12 protein-coding genes and 1 pseudogene are annotated in these 14863 nt (G+C 35.5%); 1 reads left to right on the forward strand and 12 read right to left on the reverse strand.

Features of this window, described 5'->3' with window-relative positions; translation table 11 throughout:
• Positions 1–15: 15 nt before the first annotated feature.
• From ftsX to AM499_RS11135, 11 genes are all read right to left on the reverse strand, one after another.
• On the reverse strand, positions 16–903 hold the full coding sequence (gene ftsX, locus AM499_RS11085; RefSeq protein WP_053590272.1) for a permease-like cell division protein FtsX: 888 nt from the start codon (positions 901–903) through the stop codon (positions 16–18).
• Positions 893–1579: a cell division ATP-binding protein FtsE gene (gene ftsE / locus AM499_RS11090; RefSeq protein ID WP_053590273.1), complete on the reverse strand. Its 687-nt coding sequence runs from the start codon at positions 1577–1579 to the stop codon at positions 893–895. Before ftsE ends, ftsX begins: the two co-directional genes overlap by 11 nt.
• Before the next feature lie 300 nt (positions 1580–1879).
• A complete protein-coding gene (cccB, locus tag AM499_RS11095; RefSeq protein WP_053590274.1) occupies positions 1880–2224 on the reverse strand; it encodes a cytochrome c551 in 345 nt (114 codons plus the stop codon).
• Positions 2225–2274: 50 nt separating this feature from the next.
• Entirely contained in the window at positions 2275–3144 is an 870-nt protein-coding gene (locus AM499_RS11100) for a YitT family protein (protein WP_053590275.1), read from the reverse strand.
• Between the two features lie 442 nt (positions 3145–3586).
• Complete coding sequence (locus AM499_RS11105) at positions 3587–5050, reverse strand: methyl-accepting chemotaxis protein (RefSeq protein WP_053590276.1); 1464 nt, start codon at positions 5048–5050, stop codon at positions 3587–3589.
• Between the two features lie 85 nt (positions 5051–5135).
• Positions 5136–6237 (reverse strand): peptide chain release factor 2 gene (prfB, locus tag AM499_RS11110; protein WP_156316864.1). Its coding sequence is split into 2 segments (ribosomal slippage): positions 5136–6164 and positions 6166–6237, totalling 1101 coding nucleotides; the frame shifts between segments, so codons are not numbered across the junction.
• A 109-nt stretch (positions 6238–6346) separates the two neighbouring features.
• Positions 6347–8857, reverse strand: coding sequence for a preprotein translocase subunit SecA (gene secA / locus AM499_RS11115; protein WP_053590277.1), 2511 nt, complete (start codon positions 8855–8857; stop codon positions 6347–6349).
• A gap of 274 nt (positions 8858–9131) precedes the next feature.
• Positions 9132–9689 (reverse strand): ribosome hibernation-promoting factor, HPF/YfiA family, encoded by a 558-nt coding sequence (hpf, locus tag AM499_RS11120; RefSeq protein ID WP_053590278.1) that lies wholly within the window; start codon positions 9687–9689, stop codon positions 9132–9134.
• A 108-nt stretch (positions 9690–9797) separates the two neighbouring features.
• Positions 9798–10178 (reverse strand): PilZ domain-containing protein, encoded by a 381-nt coding sequence (locus AM499_RS11125; RefSeq protein ID WP_053590279.1) that lies wholly within the window; start codon positions 10176–10178, stop codon positions 9798–9800.
• Between the two features lie 148 nt (positions 10179–10326).
• Positions 10327–10821, reverse strand: coding sequence for a C40 family peptidase (locus AM499_RS11130; RefSeq protein WP_053590280.1), 495 nt, complete (start codon positions 10819–10821; stop codon positions 10327–10329).
• Between the two features lie 220 nt (positions 10822–11041).
• Entirely contained in the window at positions 11042–12730 is a 1689-nt protein-coding gene (locus tag AM499_RS11135; RefSeq protein WP_053590281.1) for a methyl-accepting chemotaxis protein, read from the reverse strand.
• Positions 12731–12887: 157 nt separating this feature from the next.
• Between AM499_RS11135 and AM499_RS11140 the strand changes: the two are divergent.
• Positions 12888–13670, forward strand: a pseudogene (locus AM499_RS11140) (SDR family oxidoreductase).
• 156 nt (positions 13671–13826) lie between these two features.
• Here the strand turns inward: AM499_RS11140 and AM499_RS11145 are convergent.
• Entirely contained in the window at positions 13827–14675 is an 849-nt protein-coding gene (locus tag AM499_RS11145) for a VOC family protein (protein WP_053590282.1), read from the reverse strand.
• Between the last annotated feature and the right edge of the window lie 188 nt (positions 14676–14863).

Raw genomic sequence — 14863 nt, forward strand, 5'->3', positions numbered from 1 at the left:
TATCTTATCTAACTCTTAAACCCGTAAAAACTTACGAACTGACATAAAACTACCCCAGATTCCGATTAGGACACCCATTAATAAGATCAAGGCATTGACTTGATAGATGAATGGTGAAAATTCGAGTAGTTCAAATAAATTACCCTGTGCCAATTTAGGCCCTAGAACATTGTAAATATTATAGTAGAGTATTGTTATCAGTGTAATCGGAATAATAGCTCCTAATATACCAAGCCACATACCCTCTAAAATAAATGGAATTCGAATAAACCAGTTAGTAGCACCTACGAGCTTCATTATTTCAATGTCACGTCGTCTAGCAACAATGGTAATACGAATCGTATTAGAGATTAAGAACATTGCAGTAAATAACAATGCTAAAATTAGCACTAATCCTATATTTCTACTTGTATTTAAGAAAGAAAAGAGTTTTTCAATTTTTCCTTCTCCATACTTCACTTCGAATGTGTTATCTAATTTATCAAGTTTCTTCGCAACCGCTGCTGTTTCTTGTGGATTTTCCGCTTTAGCATAAAACACATTATGTAATGGGTTTTGCTGTTCAAATAATCGTAAGTCTTCCCCAAAATCTAACACTAACTTATTTAGTTCATCTTCTTTTGGCGAAAAAGCAACTTCAGCTATTCCTGATGTATTTTTAATCTCTTCTTCTAATTTTGTAATAGCAGCTTCATCAGCTGTTAACTCTACGATTACTTTAATTTCAACATCTTTTTCAAGATCATCCGCAACTTTACTTAAATTCATCATAATCATGACGAAAACACCAACAAGTAATAAAGTTACTGTTACTGCACTAACCGAGGCAAAAGTCATCCAACCATTACGGCTTATACTCTTAAGGCTATCTCTGAAGTGTCTTCCTGCTGTTCTAGCTTTCATAACCGTAATCTCCTCCGTATACATCTCGGGTGATTAATCCACCCTCAACTGCGATAACACGGTGTCTTAATGTATTCACAATTTCTCTATTATGAGTTGCCATAATAATTGTTGTTCCACGTGAATTTATTTCTTCAAAAATATTCATGATCTCCCAAGAAGTATCAGGATCTAAATTTCCTGTCGGTTCATCCGCAATTACTAATTTAGGGGTATTCACAATGGAACGAGCAATCGACACACGTTGTTGCTCCCCACCTGAAAGCTCTGTCGGAAACATTCTAGCTTTATGTTTCAAACCAACAAGCTCAAGAACATCCATTACTTTTTTGCGAATAACTTTAGGTGTTTCTTCAATTACTTCTAATGCAAATGCAACGTTTTCATACACATTTAAACGAGGTAGTAGTTTAAAGTCTTGGAAGACTACCCCAATTTGTCTTCTTAAATATGGGACTTTACTATTTTTTAGAGTAGCTAAGTTAACTCCATTAATAATAATATCCCCTGAAGTTGGTCTTTCTTCTCGATACATCATTTTGATGAATGTCGATTTTCCTGCACCACTTGGCCCGACAACATAAACAAATTCACCTTGCTTAATTTCTACATCAATCCCATTTGCTGCAACAATACCGTTTGGATATTTTTTGTAGACTTTTACCATTTCTATCATTTTTAAACCACCTAATTATTTTGCTTTGTAAAATACGACATGCCTATTATAACATTAGATGCCTTTTCTTTTGTTACAGTTTCATTTCAATTTATAGGTAAATTTATGCAGTTTCGACACATTTCTTTGTTTCCTTTTTACGAATTAGGAGGATTTTCGTACATACAAATTACCTAATTATTTAACATTCTACATTTCTCTTCTCTTTTCCTTCTTTATTAACAAAAAAATCAATTGCTTAAAAAAGCAATTGATTTTTGTATAAAACATTAAATTGTTGACAGAAAACAGAACTTATAATTATTTCTTCTCAGCTAACCATGCTGCAACAGCTTCTGCATCTTCTCCGGTAACAAGACCACCTGGCATTGCACCTCTACCGTTTTCAATTACATTTAAAATTTCATCATTAGATAAACGAGATCCTACATCATTAAGTGCTGGGAAGTTTCCTTGTCCCTCTAAGTTTCCGCCATGACAGCTTGTACATTTTGCATTTACAATTTTTTCGGGATCAACAGATGCGGTTTCAGTTTCAGTTTCAGTTGTACCTGTATCAGCAGGTTCTGCTTCTTCATCTCCGCCGCCACATGCTGCTAACATTAAACCAGCCCCAAGAATTGCAGCTAATAATTTTTTATTCATGTTTTTTCCTCCCTTAACTAATATTGCTTTGCATTCTTAGTATACCAAAGTTAGTTCCTTTTAAAACCTTCCCCTAGCACCTCGTATGCACTTGAAACAATCACAAAGGCTTGTGGGTCATGGGTTTTGACAATTTGTTTCAGTTTTGTGAATTCGGTTTGATAGGCAACTACTAACAAAATTGGTCGTTCTTCCTCAGTGTATCCCCCAATTGCAGGAAGTTTTGTCACCCCTCTGTCTATTTCTTTATATATAGCATCCCTTATTTCCTCTTGTTTATTCGTAATAATGTAAATCATTTTAGATTGACTAAATCCAAGTTGAACTATATCAATGGTCTTCGTCGTTACAAACAGTCCAATCAATGCATAAAGTGCTTTTTCAATATCAAAAACGATAGCGGCACTAAGTACAATTAAACCATCAATTAATAACACACTTGTCCCAAGAGAAAATCCAGTATACTTTGTAATAATTTGAGCTGCTAAATCAGTACCTCCTGTAGATGCACCACCTCGAAACACGATGCCTAATCCAAGACCTACCGTGATTCCTCCAAACAAAGCACCTAACAGTGGATTAGTTGTCCATGGTTCCCAGCTAGCAGATAACAAAACAACTGCTGGAAGTGTAAGAGTTCCTACTAAAGATTTGATTCCGAACTTAGCACCAAGAAAAAAAAGGCCAGCAATAAATAATGGGATATTAAATGAATATTGAACAATCCCTGGCTCCCAGCCAAAAACACCTTTTAAAATAGTACTTATCCCACTTACTCCACCCGAAGCAACTTGGTTTGGTAATAAAAAAACATTAAACCCAATTGCAATGATCGCCGCACCAATAATGACATATAAATAATCTCTTCCTTGTTCCCATAAAGGCGGAAGCTCTTTGTGTATTCTTTGATTTGTAGACATATTTTATCCTCTTTCGTTTCAAAATACTTATAGCCCGAACTAGTATAACAACTGATGAGGACTTTGTGAACTTCAGCAAAGTGACTCGATAAATGGATAAAGTGATTGATTGATGCTATCGATTGTTTCGTTTTTCCAATGATTCTACATTATCTTAAGTATTCACTCGACATTTAACGATATACGAGCAATTCCTTTTTAACCAAAAAAAGATGCCCAACTTGATGGGCATCCTCAGACTGTAAATAGGATAAATCATGTTTTCCGAAGCTTTCCGCGGACTAGCGCCGAGCCGCTTCGTCGCTTCGCTCGGCCCCGCCCTCGTAAATCATCCCCCAGTAGCGGAAATCCCAATTTTTATTTTAATTGAAAAAAGACTGTAGACAAACTCAAATTCCTTAGAGTTTGTCCACAGTCTGCCCAACATGTTAGGCATCATCTCTCATTTCTTAATTGATTGTGTTTCTTCGTATGTTTCGTCGATATATTTTGCAATTGTCTTTTGTTCATCCGTAATATTAACTAAAGTTGCATTAAGCTCTTCTACTGCAGCGGTACTTTCTTCTATAATAGCTGCAAATTCGTTCGTACTCGTTTGGATAGCTTCACTATTTTCAGCAATCGCATCCACATCTTTTAAAAATTTTGATAGTTCATATTGTAAAGATTGCATTGTCTCAAATAACTCGTTGAATGACTTATTCGACTTATCTGCCGTTTGTACTTGGGAATAGATTTGAGTAACACCTATTTCTAGTTTACCCAATGCTGCTTCATTATATTTGTTTACTTCGTTTAAGTTTGTATCTATCTTTTCTAGAGACTGATCTGTCACTCCAGCTAATTTCCTTATTTCTTCTGCAACTACTGCAAAACCTTTTCCTTGTTCTCCAGCTCTCGCAGCTTCAATAGATGCGTTTAATGCTAATAAATTGGTTTGCTCGGTTATTTTTCGAATAGTACTCGCGAATTCATTTGTTTCATTGATTTTATTGGAAAGATCATTGAATGTTTTATTCAACTCGACAAAAAATACTGTAAATTGATCGATCTCATTTTTCATCTCATTCATTACTATGGAGCCATCAGCTGCATTTTTTTCAGCTATTTCTGCTTGACGGACAATTGCATTTAAATGACCAACCATTTCTTTTACAGAATCTGTTGTAGCCTCTGTATTCTTTACAATATCTACAACATGATCTGCTTGTCGTTGAGAGCCAATGCTTACTTCATCTACTGCCTGAAGCATCTCTTGCTGCGAATATATAGAAGCATGTGTACTATTACGTATCTGTTCCAGATTAGTTGTAATGGTTGTCACGGCGGTTTGGAGATGTTGTTTATGTAATTCCTCTTCTTTTACTTTCATTTCCGCATTACCTACTAAATTCTCAACATTAGTAAATAATGCTTTACTTTGCCTAACTTGTAGAAAAATACCTAAAGCCATTATAAATTGTACAAAAAAGACATTAATCGTTTTACCTTCGAAAATACCAGTTGTATCCAGTAAAACATTTACAATCATTCCAAGAACAGAAAAAATGTAGCCAAATAAAAATACTCCCTGATTATTGTGTAAACTACTTAATATTAGTACAAAAAGTGCTAAAACAATTGTAGCAATACTTACTTCATAAAAATAAGCTGTTCCCGTCGCTGTGATTGTGCCTGAAATAATGACAATGTACGGAAAGATAATTGCTAATTTGTTTATTAATCTAGTAAGAAAATAAATCGCGACAGTTAAAATTAGTGGTACCCCAATGGAGATAATAACAGCGTTGTCTTGCTTTAACATAATTTGCGCAATGAGACCTAAAGTACCTGCCAGTCCATAAGCTAAAAATAAAATGAAGTTTTTCCTTTGTAAATCCTGTTTCTTAATGTCTACAATATTCATCCTGCTATCCTCCAAAATATTCAAATTAAAGACAAAAAAATACTCCAATGTTACCTAATTATAACATCGAAGTATGATTCGTCTATTAATTTATTTTAGATTGTAAATAGGCATGAATAAATTGGTCTAGTTCTCCGTCCACTACAGCGTGAACGTTACCGCTCTCTTCATTTGTACGATGATCTTTTACCATTGAATATGGGTGGAATACATAAGATCGAATTTGACTTCCCCATCCGATTTCCTTTTGTTCTCCACGGATTTCAGCAAGTTGTGCTTCTTGCTCTTCAATTTTCAATTGGTACAATTTAGATTTTAATAATTTCATGGCGTGTTCACGGTTTTTAATCTGTGAACGTTCAGTTTGACAAGTAACAACTGTGTTGGTTGGTAGATGTGTAATACGAACTGCAGAATCGGTAGTATTGATATGCTGACCACCGGCACCAGTTGCACGATACGTATCAATTTTCAAATCTTCATTACGAATCTCAATTTCGATTTCGTCGTTAAACTCTGGCATTACTTCACATGAAACAAAAGATGTATGTCTACGGCCTGATGAGTCAAAAGGTGAAATACGTACAAGACGATGCACACCCTTTTCTGCTTTTAAATAGCCGTATGCATTATGTCCTTTTATTAGCAACGTAACCGATTTAATACCTGCTTCATCACCTGGTAAATAATCGATTGTTTCCACTTTAAAGCCATGTTTATCTGCCCAGCGCTGGTACATACGAAGTAAAATCGAACCCCAGTCTTGAGACTCTGTTCCACCAGCTCCTGGATGCAACTCTAGAATAGCATTATGCTTATCATATTCTTCGCTTAATAGCATTTGCAATTCAAAGTCTCCTAGTTTACTACTGAAATCTTTTAGTTCAACGCCAAGCTCTTCTTGTAATTCTTCATCTGGTTCTTCTTTAATTAATTCAAGCGTCATTTCTAGATTTTCTTGTGTCGATACAAGGTCTTTGTATTGCTCTACGATCCCTTTTAACCCATTCATCTCATTGATTACTTTCTGAGCACTTTGTGAGTCATCCCAAAAGTCCGGAAAAGTCATCATTTCTTCTAATTCTTGTATACGAACCTCTTTGTTTTCTAAGTCAAAGAGACCCCCTAAAGTCTTCCAATTTACCTGCTGTTCGATCTAATTCATTTCGTATAGCTGCTATTTCCACCATTTTATATTGCCTCCGACTTTCTTAAATTCTCTTAAATATACGCAAATTTCAAGCGCCTAGTCACTTTACGTAAAAAAGCAGACATAGACGCTTGAGTTATCGTTTATTACTGCACAGCTCCGTGACAGTTTTTAAACTTCTTCCCGCTTCCACAAGGACATAAATCATTTCGCCCGACCGCCGCTTCATTGCGAACAGGTTTTTTCTTAACAGCTTCTCCATCTTCTTTCGGATTCACTGCTTGACCTTTTGCTACTTCTTCGCGCTCGAGGTTATTGCGAATTTCCGCTTTCATTGCATATTTTGCAACGTCCTCTTGAATCGCTTCCACCATTGCCTCAAACATCGCAAAACCTTCACTTTGGTACTCACGTAGTGGATCGTTTTGTCCATAAGCTCGTAAATGAATACCTTGACGAAGCTGATCCATTGCATCGATATGATCGATCCATTTCGAGTCTATCGAACGTAGTAACACTACTTTTTCGAATTCACGCATACGTTCAGCAGATAAATCTTCCTCTTTTGCATCATAGAATCGAATTACTTCTTCTTTAAGTTTATCGATGATTTCTTCCGAAGATAAACCCTCTAAACTTTGTTGTGAAATAATACCTTCTGGCAATAAATTCGCATTGATATAGTCTTCAATTCCTTTTAAATTCCACTCCGCTTTATTTTCAGAGTTTGTAAAGGATCCGACTAAGCGTTCAATTACTCCGAAAATCATTGATTCCACTAGTGCACGCATATTCTCTGTTTCTAATACTTCATTACGCTCTTTGTAGATGATCTCACGTTGCTGACGTAATACGTCATCATATTGCAATAGACGTTTTCGTGAATCAAAGTTATTACCTTCTACACGTTTTTGCGCTGATTCTACTGCTCGAGAAACCATTTTAGATTGAATTGGTTGTGAATCATCCATGCCAAGCTTCGACATCATATTACGCATATTATCTGAACCGAATCGACGCATCAACTCGTCTTCCATCGATAGATAGAACTGTGTAATACCTGGATCTCCTTGACGACCAGAACGTCCACGAAGCTGATTATCAATACGTCTAGATTCATGGCGTTCTGTACCGATAACAGCCAATCCACCGACTTCAATAACACCTTCACCAAGTTTAATATCTGTACCACGACCAGCCATGTTCGTAGCAATTGTTACAGAGCCCATATGACCAGCTGTTGCAATTATTTCTGCTTCATGTTCATGATTTTTCGCATTTAATACATTATGCTTAATACCGTGTTTTGTTAACAAATTGGAAATAATTTCAGATGTTTCAATGGCTACAGTACCAATCAAAACAGGTTGGCCATTTTTATTTCTCTCGGCAATATCAGCCGCAACAGCTTCAAACTTGCCATTCATCGATGCGTATATTAAGTCTGCACGGTCGTCTCTCATAATTGGGCGATTCGTTGGAATAGCAATAACATTCATATTGTAAATATTACGGAATTCCTCTTCCTCTGTTTTCGCTGTACCAGTCATACCTGATAATTTGTCGTACATACGGAAGAAATTTTGGAATGTAATGGTTGCCATTGTCATCGATTCATTTTGAATTTCTAAGCCTTCTTTTGCTTCGATTGCTTGATGAAGACCATCACTATAACGACGTCCTTTCATTAGACGTCCAGTAAATGAGTCAACGATAACAACTTCTTCATCTTGAACTACATAATCTACATCGAGGTGCATAGAGACATGTGCTTTTAATGATTGATTGACTGCATGATTTAAACGAACATGTGTTAAATCAAACAAGTTTTCAATCCCAAATGCTTTTTCTACTTTTTCAACACCAGTATCTGTTAAAGTTACACCTTTTGTTGATTCTTCATACGTATAGTCTGTTTCTTTCGTTAAAGTCCGAACGAAAGCATTAGCTTGTTTATAAAGAAGAGCTGCCTTATTTGCTTGTCCAGAAATAATTAATGGCGTTCTTGCTTCATCAATTAAGATGGAGTCAACTTCATCTATTACTGCATAATGAAGTGGACGTTGAACTTTATCTTCCTTGTATAACACCATATTATCGCGTAAATAGTCAAAACCTAGTTCATTATTAGTAGAGTATGTTATGTCGCAAGCGTAAGCTTCACGTTTTTCTTCTTTAGACAATGAATTTAAATTTAAGCCAACAGTCATCCCTAAAAACTCAAACAGTTGTCCCATTTCCGTCGCATCACGACTTGATAAGTATTCGTTGACAGTTACAACGTGTGAGCCAAGTCCAGGAATGGCATTTAAATATACAGACATAGTAGAAGTAAGTGTTTTCCCTTCCCCTGTTTTCATTTCTGCAATATTTCCTTCATGAAGTGCAACAGAACCCATGATTTGCACGCGGAAAGGATACAATCCTAGAACACGTCTTGCACCTTCACGTACTACAGCAAATGCTTCTGGCAATAATCCATCTAATGTTTCTCCGTTTGCATAGCGTGTACGAAATTCGTCGGTTTTAGCACGTAATTCATCATCAGTCTTGGCTTCCATTTCTCCAGCTAAGGCTTCTACTTTATCAGCGACTTTTTCTAGTCGTTTAAGGTCACGTTTATTTAAATCGAATACTTTATTTAATACACCAAGCATCTATTTTTCACTTCCCATTTAGTCTTACTCCCCATTTTACCATTCGTTACATAGTGGTGCAAACAACATGTCGGTTCACAAAGAGGTTGTTTGCGCTAAAATTGCAGGAGTAAAGATTTTCTTTCACCTTTATATTAACATAAAAAAACTCTCCTCTTGCATGGAGGAGAGTTAGGATATTATCTAACTGGATGAAATCGCTTGTCGTTCTTGTTTGCGACAAGTAACCACAGGTGCTAGTAACGAAGAATGAAAGCGTTTGTAAACAGTCAGATTAGTTTGTTTCAATTAGTCCGTACTTACCATCTTTCCGTTTATACACAATGTTAGTTCCATTGGATTCTGCATCTGTAAAGATATAGAAATTATGGCCTAACATATTCATTTGTAATACAGCTTCTTCATGGTCCATTGGTTTAAGATCAAATTGCTTTGTACGAACAATATTGTATTCATCTTCTTCATTCTGTTCCACTGATGTATCAGGAGAGTCCACGCTAGCAAAATATGCTGCTACCCCTTCGCGTTCACGGAATTTACGGTTTACTTTTGTTTTGTACTTACGAATTTGACGTTCTAATTTATCAACAATTAAATCAATTGCAGCATACATATCCGCGTTTCGCTCTTCTGCACGAAGAGTTAGATTTTTCATAGGAATAGTTACTTCAACCTTCGTCTGCTTATCATTATACACTTTCAGATTTACATTGGCAGTAGCTTGGATCTCTTCGTTAAAGTATCGGGCAACTTTCTCTACTTTTCCTTCGACATATTCTCGAATTGCAGGAGTCACCTCAATATTTTCTCCACGAATGTTAAAGTTTAACATGTAAACTCCTCCTTTAATATAACGCTTATATTATTTTTCTACATACACCTTAAAATATCCTTCTTTTAAAAAGAAAATTTTAAGTTTTGTCGAACTTTGGAATAAACTTTACTTCTTAAGTTCCAGTTCTTTTTTACGTCTGCTTTTTAGTTCACTGATGATTAAACTTTCACTAACCTCGTCGCCCATTAGCCTTACACCATATTCAAACCCTTCTTTTTGACGACGAGACCATATAAATTCACCAATAATCTGCATTGGCGTCTCATCTAATTGAAATTGGAGTTCCACATGGTTTAATTTATCAATGGCTATAAACAGCTCCGAATACATCTTTACCCCTTTTGGGCTAATATCAATCATTTTACAATTACCTTTTTTAGAAATTTCTTCAGGCGATGTTTCACTTGCGTCTTTTATTAATCGAAAAGTTGCCTTAAATGGTTCTTCGAACGTATACCTAAAATATTCGTTTCGTTTATAGAGCATTTTATTCACCCCTTAGACAAAATCTTTATTACAAAATCTTTCCTTTACTATGAAGAAGGAAAAGTATATTTTCAAATAAATGTGATTTTACCCAAAATAAAAAAATACTCTACCGTAAATTATACGATAGAGCAATTATTTATATGTTTTATTTGTTTACAGCTACAGCTACTTCTGCCACTCGTTTAGCACCAACATAGCGTTTTCCCCAATAATATGGGTCACTCAACTTATCAACTTTCACACCTTTTGATGTGGATGAATGAATAAATTTACCGTCACCTATGTATATACCAACATGTGAAACACCCTTACCAGAAGTGTTAAAGAATACCAAATCACCTGATTTTAAATCCTCTTTACTAACTTTATCCCCTGAACTATGCATACCAGCAGAAGTTCTTGGAAGGTCGATTCCTAAATCATCAAAAACATAATTCACAAATCCAGAACAATCAAATCCAGCTTTAGTTGTCCCACCACCACGATATTTTATTCCTATTAAGTTTTTAGCTGTTGCTACTAGTTCATCTGAATTTACTGCAGTTGAAGCTTCAGTATTTCCTGCGAATGGTGCTGTGACTAAAAGTATAGATAATAAGCATATAGTAATGATCTTTTTAGACGTGGATTTCAAATTCATGTTGTTCCCCCAAGTGACTAAAGTTTTCTGATAATTTCTCTAAAGTCATCTTACCATTAAATATTCCATTTTAATTTTACATTTGTGTAACAAATGTGTTACAAAAATCTTTGTTTATTAGTCCTAAAATCACAAATAAAATAACCATAAGTCCTAAAAAAACTGGATTTATCAAATAAAAAAGCCTAAAAAGTCATTTTGATGACCTTTCAGGCTTTTGTTACATTGCGAAACGAGAAGTAGATTCCTCTAATATAGTAGCTTGTTCACTAACTTCATTTATAAGTTCTGATAAGGATTCTATCGTTTGAACATTAGAGGTAAGCAATTGTACCGTTTGCTCCATGTGAGCCGTATTTTCTTCAATGGATTCAGTTAGAGCAAAAATTAGTTTTTCTGATGTATTTTTTTCTTGCTCGATTGTAATAATAGAGTCGGCCATATGCTCATTCTGATTTTTTGATTCGCGAATAAAAGATACTATTTCATCTAATTTTTCATGTAATAACTGGAAGGTCGTCGCATTATGCTTAGAGGTGGACAATCCTTCTGAAAATACTTTTTCCATTTCATTTCCTTGTAATGTAATCGAAGTAGAAATTTCATGAATCGTATTTGCTGTAGTAGAGACTTCATCAGCTAGTTTTTTCACTTCTTCGGCAACAACCGCGAATCCTTTACCATGTATCCCTGATCGCGCTGCTTCAATTCCAGCATTTAGTGCAAGTAAATTCGTTTGTTTTGAAATGGTTTGTACGATAGTAGTCATACGAGCAATTTCTTCCGTTCTTTCTTGTAATAGCTTTCGCTCTTTATCTGCCGCTTTAAATAAAGCACGTAATCTTCCAGCTTCAATTGCTGCTTTTTTCATTGTATCCGCACTTTCATCCGCTATTTGCACAGCTATTGATGCATGGTTATTCATTTCCACTGCTTTGTCAGTAACTTCTCCAAAAGTACGTGAGAATTCTTCTAAAAATGCTCTTATTCCAATAGAAGCATCTTTTTGTTCTATCATATTGTTAGTAGTTTCATGGATTGCTGTTTGCACAGTGTCAGTACTTGCCACCGTTTCATGCGAATAGTCTTTTAATATTGTACTATCTTTGCTTAGTTTTTCTGCAATTTGTTTAATGATATGTACCATGTCTTTCAAGTTCGTTTGCATTTCATTCATTGCAACAGAAACTTCACCAATCTCATCTTTTGTAGATATAGTAAGAGGTTTTATTTGTAAATTTCCAGTTGCTATTTCTTTCGCAGTGGAAGCTACTTTCACTAATTGTTCTTTTATTTGTCTATTTGTTAAGAATAACAAAGCTGCAGATAATACCCCAGCGATTATGAAGGATGCGATAACCACTAAAATCATACTTTGTTGGCTTTGGTTCATTTGATGAATAATTGATTGTCGATTTTCCGATTCCAGCCTTCTTGTCTCATTGAGCATTTCTGTTAGTTGTAGTTGTTCCTCATTCATTGCCTTTAGTTGTCTACGCTTCGCTACATTATCCTTCTTTTCAACTGATTTTTTTAAGTTATTTTCATACGTCGTATACATGCCATTTAACGTTTTCGAAAAAGCATCCCAGTCTAAGTGTTGAATTTTTTCGCGGCTTGTTTGTGTAAGCTCTTCAAGACTTGCTTTTCTCGTTTCGTAGCCTTCTTCAAATTCTGGTAATGGATCTCCTGCATAATGCGAAATAGCAATATACAAACTCGCTACTTCAGCCTTCATAATATCAGCTTTTTCGACATTATGTGAGGAGATTTCCAACTGGTCTGATAATTCTTGATTATGTATAACTTGTATAATCAATATCACCGCCATCGTACCAAATAAGAAAAAAGAACTAAAAATAGCTATTAAATACTTCATACGCAATGGAATACTAGACCACTTTTTCATAGGTATTCAGACCTCCTACTGAAAAATATAGCACGGGTATTACCTCAAAAGTATGCAATCTAGCAATCTTTACAATACTTTTACAAAAGAGTTTAGAAGACAAAACTGAATATTCTATATAGGATAGAGTAATTACACAGTGAAAGGAAGTAGGAACATGAATTTAGGACTAACCGATAAACGTGTCATCATTATGGCATCCAGTAAAGGACTAGGCAAAGCGACGGCACTTCAATTTGCAAGAGAAGGCTCGAAAGTACTCATTTCAAGTCGAAACGAAGATGAATTTAAAAAGCTTCCGAGGAATTAAAACAGGTAAGTAACAATAATAATGTCTATTTTTCTGTATGCGATGTAACGTAGGAAAACGACATCAATCGTCTCTTTGAGACAGCTAACGCTAAACTTGGCGGGGTGGATATTCTTATAAATAATGCAGATGGGCCTACTCCTGGCGGCTTTGGTCAAGTAAATGATGACGATTGGAAAGCTTCGTTCGCAAAAAATCTACTAAGCTATATTCGCACTATTCGATTAGCCCTCCCCTTCATGAAAGAACAAAATTTTGGCAGAATCGTCAATATTTCTTCCTTCTCTACAAAAGAAGTGCTAGACGGTCTTATCTTGTCGAATACATTCAGATTAGGGATGGTTGGACTTTCCAAAAGTATTGCTCGTGAATACGCAGCAAACAATATATTAATCAGCACTGTCGGACCAGGTCGAATACAAACTGACCGTGTCACAGAGCTAGATCAAATAGCAGCAGACAAGAAAAATGTAACATTGGAGGAGATCCGAGAGGGGTATGAACAAGTAATTCCTAGTGGAAGATACGGTGAGCCAGAAGAATTTGCAAAAGTCATAGTGTTCAGAAGCGAATACATATATGACAGGGCAAAATCTCGTGATAGATGGAGGTATGCTGAAGGCTTTGTGAGGGAGAAGATTAGAAATAACCGTTAGTTTCTTTTTAAGTGGATAATGATTGATTTTATATGTAAATGGGCTACAATTATTTGCTAACTTGAAGGAATAGATTACCTTTATACATAAATAGAGTGACTTCATCTGATATGAAGTCACTCTTTTTGATTTATTTTACAATTAATTTGATTTTATTTTGGGAAGGATCATTTGTTACAAATGATCCATTTTCTTCTACTACGTTCATATCGTTTGTTTTTAAATTTTCTACTGCTGTATTTAGTGCTTCATTGCTTGGGTAGACTAACGAAAATGCTTCTAGACCGACTACGTTTTCTCCAGCTGGTGGTGCACCTACTCCAGCCCATGTGTTTAGTCCGATATGGTGATGGTATTTGCCAGTGGACATGAAGAGTGCTCCTGGATAATTAGGTGTAACAACCTCAAATCCTAACAATTTATAAAACTTTTCTGTTTCAACTAATTCACTAACGTGTAAGTGAATATGCCCCATTACAGTACCTTCCGGTAAACCTTCCCACTTAGTACTCGCTCCAGCAGCTAAAATGCCTTGTGCATCGATTTGAAGCGTATCCATCGCTACAAATTCACCGTTCCATGTCCACTCAGTATCTGGACGGTCACTATAAATTTCGATGCCGTTTCCATCTGGATCATTTAAATACAATGCTTCACTCACTAAATGATCTCCTGCTCCAACTCGCTCATTTATTTCAATGAAATGCTTTAATACTGCACCCAAATCTGCACGAGAAGGTAATAATAGCGCAAAGTGATACAAACCAGTTGTTTTTTGTGTTTTAGGTAAACTATTTGCTCTTTGTTCAAGAGATAGAAGAGCGGTTTTACCATCAGCTGTTAATAGTGCTTTATTTTCTTGCTTCTCTAGTATTTTAAAACCAATTATTTCTTGATAATAACTAAGTGAACGCTCTAAATCTGATACTTTTAATTCTACTAGTTCTACGAAAGTGTAAGGTTTATTTTGATATTTCATTTTTATTACTCCTAACATTAGTTACTTATAGTAAGTTATTATATTTTAGTTAGTTAATAAAGTCAAGTAACTTAATCGGTAAATTTTGATATGAAAGATGGATGAAGTGTATGTATGCTGTTACTCGCTACTTTCTTATCTTTACTAGCTATATAATGTTTAGTATTCGCGACATTGAACTATTTACT

Source organism: Bacillus sp. FJAT-22090 (genome assembly GCF_001278755.1).
GTDB lineage: Bacteria > Bacillota > Bacilli > Bacillales_A > Planococcaceae > Psychrobacillus.

Excerpts from the sequence above, each read along its gene's own strand:
- ftsX (WP_053590272.1), bottom strand. The coding sequence starts at position 903 with ATGAAAGCTAGAACAGCAGGAAGACACTTCAGAGATAGCCTTAAGAGT.
- ftsE (WP_053590273.1), bottom strand. The coding sequence starts at position 1,579 with ATGATAGAAATGGTAAAAGTCTACAAAAAATATCCAAACGGTATTGTT.
- cccB (WP_053590274.1), bottom strand. The coding sequence starts at position 2,224 with ATGAATAAAAAATTATTAGCTGCAATTCTTGGGGCTGGTTTAATGTTA.
- AM499_RS11100 (WP_053590275.1), bottom strand. The coding sequence starts at position 3,144 with ATGTCTACAAATCAAAGAATACACAAAGAGCTTCCGCCTTTATGGGAA.
- AM499_RS11105 (WP_053590276.1), bottom strand. The coding sequence starts at position 5,050 with ATGAATATTGTAGACATTAAGAAACAGGATTTACAAAGGAAAAACTTC.
- secA (WP_053590277.1), bottom strand. The coding sequence starts at position 8,857 with ATGCTTGGTGTATTAAATAAAGTATTCGATTTAAATAAACGTGACCTT.
- hpf (WP_053590278.1), bottom strand. The coding sequence starts at position 9,689 with ATGTTAAACTTTAACATTCGTGGAGAAAATATTGAGGTGACTCCTGCA.
- AM499_RS11125 (WP_053590279.1), bottom strand. The coding sequence starts at position 10,178 with ATGCTCTATAAACGAAACGAATATTTTAGGTATACGTTCGAAGAACCA.
- AM499_RS11130 (WP_053590280.1), bottom strand. The coding sequence starts at position 10,821 with ATGAATTTGAAATCCACGTCTAAAAAGATCATTACTATATGCTTATTA.
- AM499_RS11135 (WP_053590281.1), bottom strand. The coding sequence starts at position 12,730 with ATGAAAAAGTGGTCTAGTATTCCATTGCGTATGAAGTATTTAATAGCT.
- AM499_RS11145 (WP_053590282.1), bottom strand. The coding sequence starts at position 14,675 with ATGAAATATCAAAATAAACCTTACACTTTCGTAGAACTAGTAGAATTA.